Source organism: Bdellovibrio svalbardensis (assembly GCF_029531655.1).
GTDB classification, from domain to species: domain Bacteria; phylum Bdellovibrionota; class Bdellovibrionia; order Bdellovibrionales; family Bdellovibrionaceae; genus Bdellovibrio; species Bdellovibrio svalbardensis.
In genome coordinates this window covers 853,879-868,106 of the sequence record NZ_JANRMI010000002.1, presented here as the reverse complement: position 1 = coordinate 868,106, position 14,228 = coordinate 853,879, and the positions used below count along the sequence as shown (strand labels likewise).

Here is a 14,228-nt window from a genome sequence, read left to right as displayed (position 1 = left end):
GGTTAGGGACTATCGAGTCCAGATTTGGTTATTTTTCGTGCCGCCCTGCTCCCCCGCTGTACTTATGTTTCTAATTGATTTCTGCTAGTGCTCACGAGGTACTTATGAAACTTATTTGGTCCTTTTTATTATTGTCCCTTTCAGTGTCAGTCCCGATGTCTTCTTTCGCCGAACAGCAACAATGTCCCGATAGAGTTGAAAGACGCGGCAGCATCCAGGTACAACAGATCGCTTCCAGCAATAACGCGAACTGTTTTGTTTCAGTTCATAACTTCAAAGAAGGCGGATTGATCTATCGCGATTATCTTTTTGCCAGCGATGGTAACTTCATGGTCTTCAATTCATTCGGCAAGGGTCCTGAAAGTGAATTTACTGGCGCACGTGAATTCTTCTTCTTCCCACGTCCGGCAACACAGCCTTCATTTAATTGGAACGATGAAACTCGTCGTTTGGAAGTGACGGACGTCAGCGGCAGCAAGTTCTTCTTTGATTATGAAGATGCACAAATTACAGGCATCGACAAAGCAACAGTTAAAGTAGCCCATGAAGTTATCAACACAAACAAAGGTGGCGTAGATATTTCTAAGTTTAAAGGCCTTATGCTTGATGCCGGCTTTACTCTTGGTAGAGCCCCAACTCAAAGCGCTGCGGGTTCTTCAACTTTCACAGATGAAGCGGGACTTACTTGTAAGGTTAAAAACGGTGATCTCTTTAAGTATAGCGCTGACGGTGACGTTGCCTTCAGATATTCTGACAAAGGTCTAATGGCTTTCTTGAAAACGAAATGCCCTAAACTGAAATTCCCAGCTCTTTAATTTAAAGACTGTCGAATCTCTTCATGCTCTAAAACTAAAAAAGCCAGGATCACCTCCTGGCTTTTTCTTTTTAATAGACCACTTCCAAGCACTCTTCTTATCCATCGAGCACTCCCCGCTTCAAATATTCAGAAGGGGAGTGGTCTAATGAGGCGAACCTTGTCCTACTCTTTAAGCTTCGGAGTGATCTTAAGTTCGATCGGAGATCCGTTTCTTAGGACCTTGATTGTGGTCTCTTTGTTTGGTTTCACACTTTGCAGTGTATAAACGTAATCATAAAGGTTTTCGATCTTGGTGTTATCGAATTCCGTGATGATATCGTTTTCTTTAAGACCTGCTTTTTCAGAAGGGCTGTCCTTTGAAACACCTGAGATCTTAACACCCTTCACTCCTTCTTGGGAGTAGTCTGGGATTGTCCCCAAGTAGACGCGGAAGGTGCGGCCTTCGAGTTTGTTTTGAGAGCTTCCGACCTTTTGATATTTCACGAAGTTCGCAGGCGCAACTTGAAGTGTGTCGATAAAACCCTGCAGAACTTCTAAGGTTTTCACAATACCTTCATAATTGATCAATTCAGCAGTGTCTCTTGGGGTGTGATAATCCACATGCGAACCCGTGAATAGATTCACGGTTGGAATGTTCACCAGGTACAAGGCCATTGAGTCTGTTGGCAGATAAGGGTCCTCTTGAACAACCAGCGGAGTATTTACTTTCACAGAAATTTTTTCCGCAATCCCCGCCCATTTATCCCCTGAACCTAGACCTTGCACAAACAGACGATCCCTGAGGCGACCGATCATATCCATGTTAAAGTAAGCTTCCATCGTGTGATTCTTTTTTAGAGATTTCGCAAAATTGCTTGATCCCAGATCGCCGAGCTCCTCACCAGACCAAATAGCAAAGTAAAGGTTCTTCTTTAACTTTTCAGGGGAAGTCTTATTGAGGTTTGCATAGTATTGGGCTGTCTCCATAACTCCTGCAACGCCGGAAGCATTATCATCAGCACCGACATGAGATTTTCCAAGCTCAGCTCCTTTGGCCAAAGTATTGCCAAACTCACCATGCCCCAAATGATCCCCATGTGCCCCTACCAAAATGGAAGACTTCGCACCGCGAACAGGCAACTTGGCGACAACATTGACACCCTTTGCTTTCTCGAATTGAAGATCAATATTGGCAGTCATATAAGTAGAAGGAATCGTAAATCCCTCCACCATCTCACCCTTATCCAAATTGCGCTGGATCACCGACAGATCTTTCCATGCGTATTTGATCATTTCCATCGCCGCATTTGTCGACAGACGCACAACTGCAAGACTTCCATCTGACAAAGAGCCTTCGTACTTCACTTTGCCAAACTTTTCAGGAAGACCGCTTAATGGGCCATTAACCAAGACCAAGCCAATCGCGCCTTCATTTTTTGCGACCGTTAACTTATGTTGCAATCGGGAGTAAAGATTCAAGTACTGGCGTCTTTGCGTAGAAATCTCTGCTGGGAGATCGGTCAGGACCATGACCCATTTGCCTTTTACATCCAGACCTTTATAAGAATCATAAGCGGCTTCTTTATCGCTGGCCGGAGCCTTGATTCCATATCCTGCAAAAACAATCGGCGCTTCTCTAAAATTACCTACACGAGAGAATGACAGAGGTTCGAAATCCTTAGAAACCGTGTACTTCTTTTTAAAAGAGCCCACAACTTCAAGTGAATTCTTAACTCCCAGGTTCACACCTGAAGTGAATTCGAAGGTCTCAAAGAAGCTGCCATCCTGAGCACCGCCAACAAGACCCCAAGACTTAAAGGCCTGCGCGAACTTTTCAGTATAAATCTTTTCTTGAGCACTGCCTGTGGCACGACCGCCCAATTCTTCCGACGCTAAATAGTAAACCCACTTTTTAGCATCATCGACCGTGATATTCGCAGAAAGAGCTCCATTCCCCATGGGGTCAGCTGCTGGCAACCCCAACAGCTTGCGAGCCTGAACATCATCCCAATTAGACATCATGATTTGCGAATCACCCTTGGTATTTCGATGAGTCCAGGACAAGTGATTGCCATCCGGCGTGAATACAGGAAGACCATCAAAATCATCCATAAAGGTCACGCGCACAGGTGCATGCTTGCCTTCACTATCCACAATGAACAGTTCAAAGTTGGAATAGCCCAAAACACTGGACCCAAAGATAATGTAATCTCCCGAAGGATGAAAGAACGGCGCCCAAGACATTGATTTTAAATGAGTCACCGGCTTTTGGTTCGAACCATCGACATTCATCGTATAGATTTCAGCCGTTGCCCCGTTGGGAGCAAAACGACGCCAAGTGATTTTTTTCCCATCAGCACTGAAGAAGGGACCTCCATCATAGCCTTTGGAATCCGTCAGGCGCTTTACCTGGGTCCCATCAGCCTTCATGATATAGATATCCATCATATAAGAAGGATCTTGATCGAAGTACTTCTTATCCTCACCCTCGAGTTTTTCAGTATAACCCGCACGGTTTGAGGCAAAGGCAATCCACTGACCATCCGGAGAGTAAGAACCCTCTGCATCGTAGCCTTTTTCTTTCGTCAGACGCTTGATATGGCCACCTTTAAGATCAGACTCAAAGATGTCATAGCTGTCGTCGAAACTCCAAGAGTAACGAGCCTTGACCGCCTTCTTGCGATTTTCAAACTCTGCTTCAGTTTTCTTTTTTGTTTCCGGATCCAAGTGAGTCGATGAATACATCACTTTTTTCATGGAAGGATGAATCCAGCCGCAAGTTGTCTTGCCGTGACCAGGCGAAACCCGGGTCGTCTCGCCACTGGTGAGGTTCATTACGAACATTTGGTAAAAGGGATTGCCGGGCTCTCTTTCGCTTTGAAAGATCATGTTCTTTCCATCAGGACTGAAGTAGCCTTCTCCTGATTTTTGCCCCACAAATGTAATCTGGTGGGCTGCAGAAATTAAAGTGTTCGGTTCATTCCCAAACTGAGATGCTGCCTCTGGAGCTGCTGCCGGAGCCAAAGAAGTCGATTTTGCGTCTTTGGATTTGCATGAGCTTAAAGAGAACACGGCTCCCGAAAGAGCTACCAAAAGAACTGGAACTGTAAGAAGGACTTTCACTTTTTTCATAGTCTGTGTACGCTAAAAGGAGGACGGACCTATGTCAACAAAACGGGGGTTTTGAATGAGAGCGTTTCAAGTGGTTTTCTTTACCACTCTATCAATGAGTTTACTGACTTCCTGCGCCACTCAAAAACAAACCGGCCTGACTGCTCTTGAGATCCCAGCCTCCCAGAGACGTGGAATTGCCAATACTGATCAAGTCCCTTTTGTGAAGCATGAGGAAAAAGGAGCCTTTAAGTCCTATCTTGCCATGAATCTGCCTTATCCAGAGTTTGAAAAGATTCGCGAAAGCCTTGAAACCAAAGAGCACCTCAAACTGATCAATCGCGGCGAGGCCCATATCACAGTAGTGACGCCTCCCGAGTACGATAAGGTTCTAAGCAAAAAGGTTTCCATCAGAGAAATCCACGCACTTGCTGAGAAAATGAATATCCAAGACAGTCCTTATCAAAAAGTCTGTGTAGGCAAAGGAAGCAGCAAAATTGATGGGGCTGAACAGAAGACTTATTTTGTCGTGATCCATTCGGATCGACTTTTTGAAATCAGAAAGGCTATTCAAGAGCTCTATGTTTCCCGCGGGGGGAAAGCTCAGGATTTTAACGCAGAGTCATTCTTTCCCCATGTGACTTTGGGATACACGAAGCGTGATTTACACTTTGAAGACGGCGTCACGAAGGACGCCAGCTCCTGCATACTCACCCTGCAGGAGGGCGAGCACGCCAAGAAGAAATAAGAAGCTAGTAGGTTGAAGAAAGAGCGGAGTCCAGCTTCGCAGTTTCTGGGGACCCAGGCCCTGCCCACAAACTGGTGGCATCAATCATCGATCCATCGTTAAATTTGCAAATATCAAAAGTTTTGCCGTTATAGCCAGATCCTTGAACATGCTTAGCTCCGGCATTTTCACAAATATTCGCTGCACCAGAAGAGAAGCCTCGGTATTTGTATGCCTGGATAGCCAAAGACTCTCCATAGTTTGATTTGAATTTAAAGAATTCCTCAGCCCCGATGGTGGCATTATCAAAGAAGCACATTACATACTCTTGTTGTTGAGCGCCTTTCAGGATCCAAAAGATGCCCTGATCAATGCGGCAGGTTCTCATCCATGGGTTATTATTCAGGGCCATAGCCGTACCAGAGGAAAGACCGATAACCAAAGTAAGCAATAAAACTCTCATCATTGTTTCAAACTCCTGCTAATATGAAGGTGATATAACAGCCGACCTTCTGGAGCAAGACTCAAAAGCCTTATTTTTATGCAAAGCCGATCATTTAATCCATCCATTAAGATCCCCTGTCCCTACCAGAATAGCTGTAATGGTTGCCAATACCTGCACCTAACCTATTCGGAACAGTTAGATCTTAAAAAAAACGAACTTTCAGACCTTCTCAGCAGGAAAAACCTTTCTACTCCGGGAGTCGAAGTTTTAACAGCGGGACCGGCTTATTTGCGAGATCGCCTGGATTTCAGCTTACAAGGGGGCCGCTTGGGACTTTACGCCAAGGACGCCCACGATATTGTTGATATTGATATTTGCGCCCAACTATCGCCGGCCCTGCAGGAATGGCTCGCAGAATTCAGAACTTACAACTGGCCCGTGGAAAAGGGCTCCGTCCGCTTAAGAGTCGGCCCCCACGGCGAGCGCGGCGTGTGGTTGGATTTTGCGAACGTGGATATTAAAAAAATTCTTGATGAAAAATCCCTTCTGCAACGACTGCAAAAAACAGCCTTCGTTGAGATCGGCCAGCGCCGCAAAGTGCCTTTCTGGAATGGTTCTGAGTTTAAACTTAAAGATCCCGAATTGAATGTTTGGTTTAACACGTGGATGAACGGAGATGCCGTTTCACTTTACTGTCATGTCGCCAGCTTTACACAACCCAGTCACAAGGCGAATGAGCTTATTGGCCAAACGATTTCCTCGTGGGTGGGGCGATACCCGAAGGCTCGGGTGATTGAATTTGGTTCAGGGATTGGTAACTTAACCTTACCTGCGCTGGCTTCCGCTTCGTCATTAGTAGCTTGTGAAATTGATGCCTTATCTTTGGAAGGTTTGGAGAAATCCGTGGCAATGCTGCCGGGCTCTTTAAAAGCACATGCGCAGAAACTAACAATCCATCGGGGAGATTTTCAAAAAAAGATTTTGAAAGACTTCTCTGAGTTTGATGGCATTTTAGCCAACCCACCTCGCTCAGGCCTGATGAGCTTCCTGAATCCTCTGGAGGAACTTAAACCCGAACAAAGACCTTCGTTTTTTATTTACATGTCCTGCTTTCCAGAATCCATGGCGGTGGATTTGGTGAAGTTGAAAAACTATGGTTATGAAATGAAAGAATGCGTGATTCTGGATCAATTTCCACAAAGCACGCACTATGAAGTTCTGACTTTACTTGAGAGAAAAAAGACGCAGCCCTGAGCATACGCCCGCTATATCTTTGCCGAACACCAAAGATAAAATTGGCATGGTGATCACACCTGTAAGAACAATCAAAGTGCTGCGTAAAAACACGCGCAACACGTAATTGGCCTGCAAGCGTTCATGAGGTTGACCCAAGCGCAAGTCACAAGCCCACTCACCAATCGACGACCCCATCAGACTGCGAATCGAGATCATATAGATCCAAGATGACATCGCATAGACTTCCGCAAACAACAACAATCGATGCTGCCCTTGAGTGATACCCGCAAGAATTCCACCCATCGAACTTTTAACAATCAGCGAGAAAACCAAAAGAAATACACAGCTGGCAGCAACTAAAATCAAAGCATCAATAGTCGAAGCCAACCAGGACCACAAAGCCAAACGGTAACCTTTGCGACGCGCAGAGGGGCCCCCATGAAAGCCGGTGTTCTGATCGAACTGCATTTTATTGTTTTTAAAAATTTCATTGAGCTTGGAATCTGTGGGTTGACGGGTCGGTTTACGACGACGAACCACCGGGTTCTTTAAAGGCAGAGGGGCTTCCCTGTTATGGGGAGCCCTCTGCGGTATGATCTTTTGTTTGTCTTTATTAATTTCAAACATTCTTTATTTACAACCTAGCGAATCGCTCCGCCTGTAGGCCCTGTTCCTGTGCCACCTTCAGTGGATGGAGGTGTCACTACTGGAGGATCTGGCGGAACAAAGATCGGAGCCGTACAGACACCATTAATCACTGTGTTAGGTGCAGGACATGGGTTCTGAGGAACCGGGTCCACAGTCGGAACTGTTGTTGGTGACACCGTAGGATCTGGCAATGGTGGTGGAGCTGGTGGTGTGTATACAGGAGTGCTCTTTTTGGTTTTCTTTTTAGTCAACCACCAGAACAATCCCAAACCAACCAAGCCAACACCCACTGCGATCAAGATACCTTTGTATTTACATAGGAAACCACAAGTGTCTTCTTTCACAGTTTTACCAGGAGGCAGATCTGTATTTGTCACATCACCGCTATCGCCAATTACGACAGGTTCACAAACCAACTGTCCATCACTTTCCTGAGGAGCTGCCACTGCGCCTGATTCACCAGGAACTGGAGGCGGAGGAAGTGCCTTGCCAGCTTTACCACCTGAAGTTGGTTTTGGAGCTGGTGGACGTGGCGGTTTGCCGTCTTCACAAAGACATGTGCCACCATCACCTTCATGCGAACCAGGAATTCTGACAGAACATGGTTGCGCTGGTGTTGCTGGACCTGAAACTTCAACTTTCAAATCGAAGAATCTGTCTTTCAAATTATCACAAGCTTCTTTTTGGTCTTTCTTAATATCCGTACGTGCTTTGCGTTCCCACTCAGCGCGTGATTCGATACTAGAAACGCCACCTTTTGTACAGAACTGAGCTGCATTCAAGTAATGGGCTTGAAGATTATCTGTGTACTTTTCCAATTTATCAGCACAAACCTGAGATACCGTGTTGTCATCTTTTACTTTACAAAGACTTCCATCGTTACCACGAGCCGCTACGATAGATTGAATAATTCTTTCTCTATCCTGAGGAAGTGGAACTTTTTCGTTACATTGCTTTGTAGCTGAAGCTAAATTTGAAGTAATACAAATCGGGCTTCCAGAATTGTCGCTGAAACCAAAGAGCAGCGGATTACATGGAAGACCGCCACCTTTTGCACAACTTGTTACTTTGGATTTTACCGTCGCGCTAAATGGAAGTTCTTCCACCTGACGCAACAAACTTGCTTGACCTTGTTCAGGGCGAGCACATGAACCTTGATAATAACTTGCAACCCAACCAGAGGCGATACAAGCTTGCTCAACTTTGGCTACCGCATTGGCACCCAAAAGAATTTGCCACAAAGAAGCCACTGCGGAGTCTGAAGTGCTGTAATCAAATGAAGCACCTTTACTGCCTTTGTTAACTTCCAAAACGCGATCCGCAGCTTGAACTGCTGTTCTCATTTTAAGGAAGTAATCCATTTGCTGACGCAAAGGAAGCTTGGCAATGTCTTTACCTTTTAGGAAACGCTTTTCAGTCACAACAGATTTAGAAGATTTTGCAGATGAATTCTTTGCACCCTCTTTGAGTGACTTCTTAAGCATTGGATCCTGATTGCCAATCTTAGCTGCCAGTTGCTCAAACTTGTTGTAATCAGCAAGTTCCGCACGGCTTAAAGTCACCCCGTTAACCTTCAATGGTTTTTCGTCATCACCGGTGAAAGTCAAAGTTCCTGTTTCAGCTCCCGCCTTCAACACGATACGAACTTGCTCGTTGTTGTCAGCATCTTTGAAGCTGCTCGCCTCAATGGATGGCATCGGTTCATTTTTATGAATCGACATCCAAGGATCCAATTGCTTTTGCAATACAGAAGGATAGATATGACGTACTTTTCCCCAGAATTGACCGATGGTCATCTTCTGCGTCGTCAATCCTGATTCCTTGAGATATTGATTGATGAGTTGCTTGTTGCGTGCAGCTTCCGCGCCTTGTGCGACCGGTGCAATACACATCGTCCACATAGACAATGTGGCAGCAAGAGTTTTAATGGCAGGAACTGGTTTAAACTTCCATCTCATAATAACGACCTCATACTTTTGAGTCTTTTCGGTACAGTATAGAAATACTTAAGAGAAACCCAGACTTAACCGGGATTATCGGCATTTGTCTCATCTTGAGACCTGAGCCAATCCCTCAAATAGTTCAATTCTTTGCCTCTAAGCTCTTTAAATTTCAAACGAAGGATATTGTCGTCGTATTCCACGACTTGAGTCTTGATCTTCACATTCTTGATTTCCGGGAAGATCACATCGACATAGCGAATCTGTTTAATGATCGGCCCCATGTCCCTTTGCAGGCGCACTCGCGCCCCTGAGATTGAAACCGATTCCGTCACACCACTAAAGATATCCTGAGCAACCACCTCGATGGGTGTTCTTACATCATAACGTTGGGCTGCTGGAATAAACCAACGCGTACGGCGGTCCAAATAGGGAAATCTAAAATAGAAAGACATGATGAGAACCGCACATGTCGCCATACTGGAAAAAAGAATCTGCCAGTGGGCATATTGAACTTCCCCCAAGCCTCCGGTCACCGCTCTGTAAATATTGATTCCAAGGACCAATAGCAAAGTGACAATCGCCATCGTCCACGAAGTCTTATGAGGGCGCAGCAGAAGAATTCCGGTCACAACCAGAAGACTGAGCCAAAACCAATCGAGCGGAGAAACCCCTTGAAGAAAGGCGTAGATCAAAGAAGGCTGACTGAAGTTTTTAATCCCACTGCCGGCGAAACTTAGAAGAAGATTGCCAATTGGGGCGATAAGAAATAACACGGCTAATACATACACGCCGGTCGGCTTTTTAAGCTCTGTTTTCTGCATGAGACCCCCAAATCATGCTAAATGAAAGGGGGCCTTCTGACGATCATACTTAAAGACTTCTGGACTTTAGTTAGCGAGGTTTGTTTAGGTCCTTCGCAGAATTCATTAATTGTCGCGATACTTGCAGATTTCAATGGTCGTTTTTTCTTTTACCAACGAGTAAATCTCATTGATCTCTTTATCTGTCACCGCAATACAACCGGCGGTCCAATCAAGCGGATGAATTTGTTGAACCTGGATGTGCTTAGCTGGGATCACCGGAAAGCCATGTATCATGATATTGCCACCTGGCGATCGCCCCCGGGATTTTGCAAAGGCCACATCCGCTGCATTCGGATAAGAAACATGTAAACTCAAATAGTAAGCACTGTTGGGATTCTTTCCATCAATGGTATAAATACCTTCTGGTGTTTTACTGTCACCTTCAAATTGCTTATGTCCACCCAGTGGGTCCATTCCAAAAGCGACATGATAGGTTTTTAAAACCACATCGTCTTTTAACAAATATAATTCTCTGCGAGCTTTGGAAACCAGAATGCGATCCACAGAGCCTTTGGCTTCAAGATGTCTTGCAAACTGATCCGAGCTCAAGTGGGGAAAGTTATTCACTCGAGCCATATCATCACAGTAACGAGTTTCCGCAGCAAAAGAGACTGAAGAGGCAAGGCCCGACAACACGAATGGAATGAGCAAAGAAATGAGCTTTTTCATAGGGGGAGTTATAGCACACTCCCCTCTTTTTCTCGAGGATCTAGCGATTATATTTTTTGGATGTTTTTTTGGAATGCTGATTAGCCGTGTATTCGAAAATACAAATAGCTTGTGGCTTTAGCGAAGACTCTTTCCGGCACTCTGTCTGATTGTTCGACAGAGGTTTTTGGAGCCCACATCCATGACAGATGTAAGCTCATGACATTTCTAGTTCGAAAAAGTCCCTGAAGAACAGCCCTGGATGCAGCTTTCGTGAGCCAAGGTCACGCGAGGTGCGATGCAATCCGCAGTTCCCTTGTGGCGAACCACAGAAAGAGTTCCAAGATTTGGAGTGTAGGTCTTGTTGTTCACTTTCGCCAAGCAAGTGTAGTAAGCGTATTTTTGCAAGCCGGCATTCATTTTCGCAGAGGTTGGAAGATAGTCTCTGGCCTCATAGCGGTTGATACCCACGGCTCCCGCACTGGGTGAACTTTGCGCGACGATGAAATCAAAACCTTTTGCCGTCAAAGCAGCACAATCTTTTTCTGTTTTTGCCCCTGCAATACCAAATGGATCTGCACCCACTTTATCAATCAAGATCACATGCCCCTGGACGGCCACAATATCTCCGGCTTTCATGGTTGAAGTCGGAGATACGGAGATCTTAGACAAACAAGTCAGACCATTATTTTGCGGTTCAACGTAGGAGGTTGAGCCCCAAGCCCAAGAATCTGAAGCTTTTAAAGCACGACCTGACTTCATTTTCAAACCAGCAGTTGCCATGGCCGTGAAAACAAAACCTGAACAGTCGATACCAAGAACGCTGGTTCCATCACCGTTGTTTTTATGAAGATCGATCGGCGAAGTTGCGGCTGTGGTTGCATAAGGCTTACCGCCATAATCGTAAATCAAAGGATTCTGACGGACGTTGACACAGGATTGACCATACGAACTGACCCCCTTCAAATAAGGATGGGTCGCCTGTACGCTCGGTAAACTTGCGATTGTTCGCTTATTTCCCACTCCATCAGAATGTTTACCGATAATTTTGATACCTTGTATTTCTGGAGTCTGAGCATTCAAGGGGCTCATCTCCATGCTTTGACAGCTCTGATAAGCTGTTGCAATAGCCCAACGACCGCCAAAGGCCGCCAAAGAGACACCCGCTGCCAAAGCCTGTTGTTTTTGGTATTCATAGTCATAGTTAGGCGCTTGCGGCATTACCTCATTGGGCGCCTGAGGCGCCACCGCATCGAGCGAACCCGATCCTGACGGAGTACTCGTTGCAATATTTGAGTCCGCGCCCGATCCAGTTCCAGCACTTGTATTGCAGTTCAAATCATAAGATTGAATTGTTTTGGAAAGAGCCGTGAAATTACCACGCACCCGATCTTGCATATAAGATCTAAATACAGTCGAGCGATCACCAACGTCAATTGCTGAAAGCAGACCCAAAAGCTGTTCTGGAGACTCGACTCGTTCACCTTGTGGGGCTTCCGTCAACAAAGAGTCAACCAGGGCATCTAAATCGCCATTTAACTTCGCTACGTCGGCAGAACTCAATTGAGCATTGTCAGCTGCTAGTTTCTCAATCTGACCATGCATCGCGCTTTTCATTTCGCTGGCCGTTGGAATTTGCTTTTGTTCGATCAAATAGGATTTCAAACCATCCCAGAGCTTGGTTTCGAGATTTTGGTTTTTACACGCGATATCCTGCGCGGTATTCGAAGCAATCTCTTCAACGGCGGGATTGAATTGCGGTGCACAGGCTGTCATCATTCCAAAAATGCTTAGATAGATATATTGCTTTCTCATGCCTCTTCTATCGGCAGGTTTCAGAGAGCAAATTATAGGCCTCGCAATTTTTTATACTCGACTAGACCAAAACTTAGTCATTATACTAGGGACTCTAGAGGGAAAACGATCATGGCGGATAAGTTCATCAAAATTCAAGCACTCTACGGGCTCCTGGAAATAGAACCTTACATCCTGCTAGGATGTTTAATTTTGATTGCCTGGGTTTTTTACAAGTTTTTCCTGAAGGAAGTCAGCGAAGAGCGTCACAAAAGCATCCGCAATCACTTCAGTGTTTTGCTTCGTCACTTTGTGATTTTAAGTTTTCTTTTTGTTTTATTTATCTTCCTGCAAAGTTCTGAAGCGCAAATTGGCAGAGTCACCCGCTTCACCCCTTACATTGCAATTTTCACCTTTATCTGGGGAAATATTGTCTTTGTTAAAACCTCACGCCTGATTGTCTTACAATATCTTTTCCTGGGCTCCATGAAGCACGGCGTGCCTTTGCTTCTTGTGAATATCTTCTCTTTATTGCTATCCATCGTTTTGCTGTTCTGGGGAATTTCTCATATCTTTGGATTAGAAATTGGCCCTCTCTTAGCGACATCGGCAGCGGCCTCGGTCATTCTGGGTTTGGCGCTGCAAGACACTTTGGGAAATCTGTTTGCGGGAATCTCATTGCAGGTGGATCGAAATTTTGAAATGGGCGACTGGCTTGAAATCGTGAGCGGCATTCAAAAAACCACAGGACAGGTCCGTGAGATGACTTGGCGATCTGTAACCCTGGTGGGCTTCTCAGATGAGATCATTACTTTGCCGAATCGCTTCATGGCGAATGCGCAAATCTCAAATTACTCGCCACCGGATCACCCTATTTTACGTCGACAGATCTTTCGCCTTGCCTATGGAGAAAACATTGAGCTGGCCAAGCAAATCCTCGAGCAAACTGTTGCCGGTATTGGCGAGATTCGCGGCATTCCCACTCCTTGGGCCTACGTGAGCGATTCGACGGAAAATTGGGTTGAATTGAAGATTCTTTATTTTATCGACCACTTCGGATCGCAGTTCTCTATTGGCGACAAAGTTTATGTCAGAGGCATTGAGTCTTTACGTGCTGCGGGAATTAAATTAGCTCGACAAGTCATTGAGCTTTCGGATAAAACCCACGGCCATGACAGCAGTAAACTTTGAGAGTCCTTTAGCGATCAAAATTCGTAAGCAAATCGTCCAAGCCTTGAACGACTTCAATATGATTGAGGACGGCGACAAGCTAATGGTCTGCGTTTCAGGAGGCAAAGACTCCAGTGTTCTATTGGCTCTTCTAACGGAAATTCAAAAGCGTTCAGAACGAAAGTTTACCTTAGAGGCAGCGATTCTTGATCAAAAGCAACCCGGCTTTGATGCGACGGCTTTCAAAAACTGGATTGAAAGCCTGGGCGTAAAACTCAATGTTTTGGAAAAAGACACTTATTCAATTGTGAAGGAAAAAGTGCCAGAGGGAGCCACTTATTGTTCTCTCTGCTCTCGCCTTCGTCGCGCTATTCTTTACGATTTCGCACACGCCAATGGATTCAACAAAATGATGCTAGGACATCACCGTGACGACGTTGTGCATACGGCTTTACTCAATCTTTTCTATGTCGGTACCACGGCGACCATGCCTCCAAAACTAAAATCAGATGATGGGCGAAATATCGTCGTCAGACCTCTGACTTATGTTTCAGAGAGAGACATTGAAGATTTGGCTGCAGAGTGGGGATTCCCAATCATTCCTTGCAATCTTTGCGGTTCCCAAGACGGCTTAAAGCGTGTCCGCGTAAAGAAGTTAGTCCGCGATCTCGAAAAAGAGATCCCTAACATTTACGCCTCTATTCAAACTGCCATGTCCAACGTCAAGCCGAGCCAAATGATGGATCAAGAATTGTGGGATTTTAAAAACCTTAAACTCTAGAGTGAAACATTGCGTCATCGAGACAATCACTGTCGCTTGCACAGACTCACAGGCTCGGTTAGATTA

12 protein-coding genes are annotated in these 14,228 nt (G+C 45.4%); 5 read left to right on the top strand and 7 right to left on the bottom strand.

What is annotated here, in order from left to right:
* Positions 1 to 104 precede the first annotated feature (104 nt).
* Positions 105 to 815 carry a hypothetical protein gene (locus NWE73_RS09350; protein WP_277578047.1) on the top strand — a complete coding sequence of 237 codons (711 nt, stop codon included), beginning with the start codon at positions 105 to 107 and terminating at the stop codon, positions 813 to 815.
* 164 nt (positions 816 to 979) lie between these two features.
* Here NWE73_RS09350 and NWE73_RS09345 read toward each other — a convergent pair whose 3' ends face one another.
* The gene (locus tag NWE73_RS09345; protein ID WP_277578046.1) at positions 980 to 3,928 is read right to left on the bottom strand and encodes a M28 family peptidase; all 2,949 of its coding nucleotides are present in this window, start codon (positions 3,926 to 3,928) and stop codon (positions 980 to 982) included.
* 55 nt (positions 3,929 to 3,983) lie between these two features.
* On the opposite strand from NWE73_RS09345, the gene NWE73_RS09340 reads away from it, so the two are divergent.
* Complete coding sequence (locus NWE73_RS09340) at positions 3,984 to 4,655, top strand: 2'-5' RNA ligase family protein (protein WP_277578045.1); 672 nt, start codon at positions 3,984 to 3,986, stop codon at positions 4,653 to 4,655.
* Positions 4,656 to 4,659: 4 nt separating this feature from the next.
* On the opposite strand, the gene NWE73_RS09335 is transcribed toward NWE73_RS09340, so the two are convergent.
* On the bottom strand, positions 4,660 to 5,100 hold the full coding sequence (locus tag NWE73_RS09335; protein WP_277578044.1) for a DUF333 domain-containing protein: 441 nt from the start codon (positions 5,098 to 5,100) through the stop codon (positions 4,660 to 4,662).
* 75 nt (positions 5,101 to 5,175) lie between these two features.
* Here NWE73_RS09335 and NWE73_RS09330 point away from each other — a divergent pair, with 75 nt between their 5' ends.
* Positions 5,176 to 6,333: a class I SAM-dependent RNA methyltransferase gene (locus NWE73_RS09330; RefSeq protein ID WP_277578043.1), complete on the top strand. Its 1,158-nt coding sequence runs from the start codon at positions 5,176 to 5,178 to the stop codon at positions 6,331 to 6,333.
* On the opposite strand, the gene NWE73_RS09325 is transcribed toward NWE73_RS09330, so the two are convergent.
* The 5 genes from NWE73_RS09325 to NWE73_RS09305 all read right to left on the bottom strand — a co-directional run bounded on the left by NWE73_RS09325 (position 6,304) and on the right by NWE73_RS09305 (position 12,232).
* Positions 6,304 to 6,942 carry an RDD family protein gene (locus NWE73_RS09325; RefSeq protein WP_277578042.1) on the bottom strand — a complete coding sequence of 213 codons (639 nt, stop codon included), beginning with the start codon at positions 6,940 to 6,942 and terminating at the stop codon, positions 6,304 to 6,306. The genes NWE73_RS09330 and NWE73_RS09325 overlap by 30 nt on opposite strands.
* 14 nt (positions 6,943 to 6,956) lie before the next feature.
* Complete coding sequence (locus tag NWE73_RS09320) at positions 6,957 to 8,921, bottom strand: hypothetical protein (protein ID WP_277578041.1); 1,965 nt, start codon at positions 8,919 to 8,921, stop codon at positions 6,957 to 6,959.
* A 65-nt stretch (positions 8,922 to 8,986) separates the two neighbouring features.
* Positions 8,987 to 9,727, bottom strand: coding sequence for a PilZ domain-containing protein (locus tag NWE73_RS09315; protein WP_277578040.1), 741 nt, complete (start codon positions 9,725 to 9,727; stop codon positions 8,987 to 8,989).
* A 105-nt stretch (positions 9,728 to 9,832) separates the two neighbouring features.
* Complete coding sequence (locus tag NWE73_RS09310) at positions 9,833 to 10,438, bottom strand: L,D-transpeptidase family protein (protein WP_277578039.1); 606 nt, start codon at positions 10,436 to 10,438, stop codon at positions 9,833 to 9,835.
* A gap of 207 nt (positions 10,439 to 10,645) precedes the next feature.
* The gene (locus tag NWE73_RS09305) at positions 10,646 to 12,232 is read right to left on the bottom strand and encodes a hypothetical protein (RefSeq protein WP_277578038.1); all 1,587 of its coding nucleotides are present in this window, start codon (positions 12,230 to 12,232) and stop codon (positions 10,646 to 10,648) included.
* Between the two features lie 111 nt (positions 12,233 to 12,343).
* Between NWE73_RS09305 and NWE73_RS09300 the strand changes: the two genes are divergently transcribed.
* Entirely contained in the window at positions 12,344 to 13,402 is a 1,059-nt protein-coding gene (locus tag NWE73_RS09300) for a mechanosensitive ion channel family protein (protein ID WP_277578037.1), read from the top strand.
* A complete protein-coding gene (ttcA, locus tag NWE73_RS09295) occupies positions 13,383 to 14,162 on the top strand; it encodes a tRNA 2-thiocytidine(32) synthetase TtcA (protein WP_277578036.1) in 780 nt (259 codons plus the stop codon). Before NWE73_RS09300 ends, ttcA begins: the two co-directional genes overlap by 20 nt.
* Positions 14,163 to 14,228: the final 66 nt, after the last annotated feature.

Bases quoted from the DNA above. Each gene is read 5' to 3' on its own strand.
- NWE73_RS09350 (WP_277578047.1), top strand. From the start codon at position 105: ATGAAACTTATTTGGTCCTTTTTATTATTGTCCCTTTCAGTGTCAGTC.
- NWE73_RS09345 (WP_277578046.1), bottom strand. From the start codon at position 3,928: ATGAAAAAAGTGAAAGTCCTTCTTACAGTTCCAGTTCTTTTGGTAGCT.
- NWE73_RS09340 (WP_277578045.1), top strand. From the start codon at position 3,984: ATGAGAGCGTTTCAAGTGGTTTTCTTTACCACTCTATCAATGAGTTTA.
- NWE73_RS09335 (WP_277578044.1), bottom strand. From the start codon at position 5,100: ATGATGAGAGTTTTATTGCTTACTTTGGTTATCGGTCTTTCCTCTGGT.
- NWE73_RS09330 (WP_277578043.1), top strand. From the start codon at position 5,176: ATGCAAAGCCGATCATTTAATCCATCCATTAAGATCCCCTGTCCCTAC.
- NWE73_RS09325 (WP_277578042.1), bottom strand. From the start codon at position 6,942: ATGTTTGAAATTAATAAAGACAAACAAAAGATCATACCGCAGAGGGCT.
- NWE73_RS09320 (WP_277578041.1), bottom strand. From the start codon at position 8,921: ATGAGATGGAAGTTTAAACCAGTTCCTGCCATTAAAACTCTTGCTGCC.
- NWE73_RS09315 (WP_277578040.1), bottom strand. From the start codon at position 9,727: ATGCAGAAAACAGAGCTTAAAAAGCCGACCGGCGTGTATGTATTAGCC.
- NWE73_RS09310 (WP_277578039.1), bottom strand. From the start codon at position 10,438: ATGAAAAAGCTCATTTCTTTGCTCATTCCATTCGTGTTGTCGGGCCTT.
- NWE73_RS09305 (WP_277578038.1), bottom strand. From the start codon at position 12,232: ATGAGAAAGCAATATATCTATCTAAGCATTTTTGGAATGATGACAGCC.
- NWE73_RS09300 (WP_277578037.1), top strand. From the start codon at position 12,344: ATGGCGGATAAGTTCATCAAAATTCAAGCACTCTACGGGCTCCTGGAA.
- ttcA (WP_277578036.1), top strand. From the start codon at position 13,383: ATGACAGCAGTAAACTTTGAGAGTCCTTTAGCGATCAAAATTCGTAAG.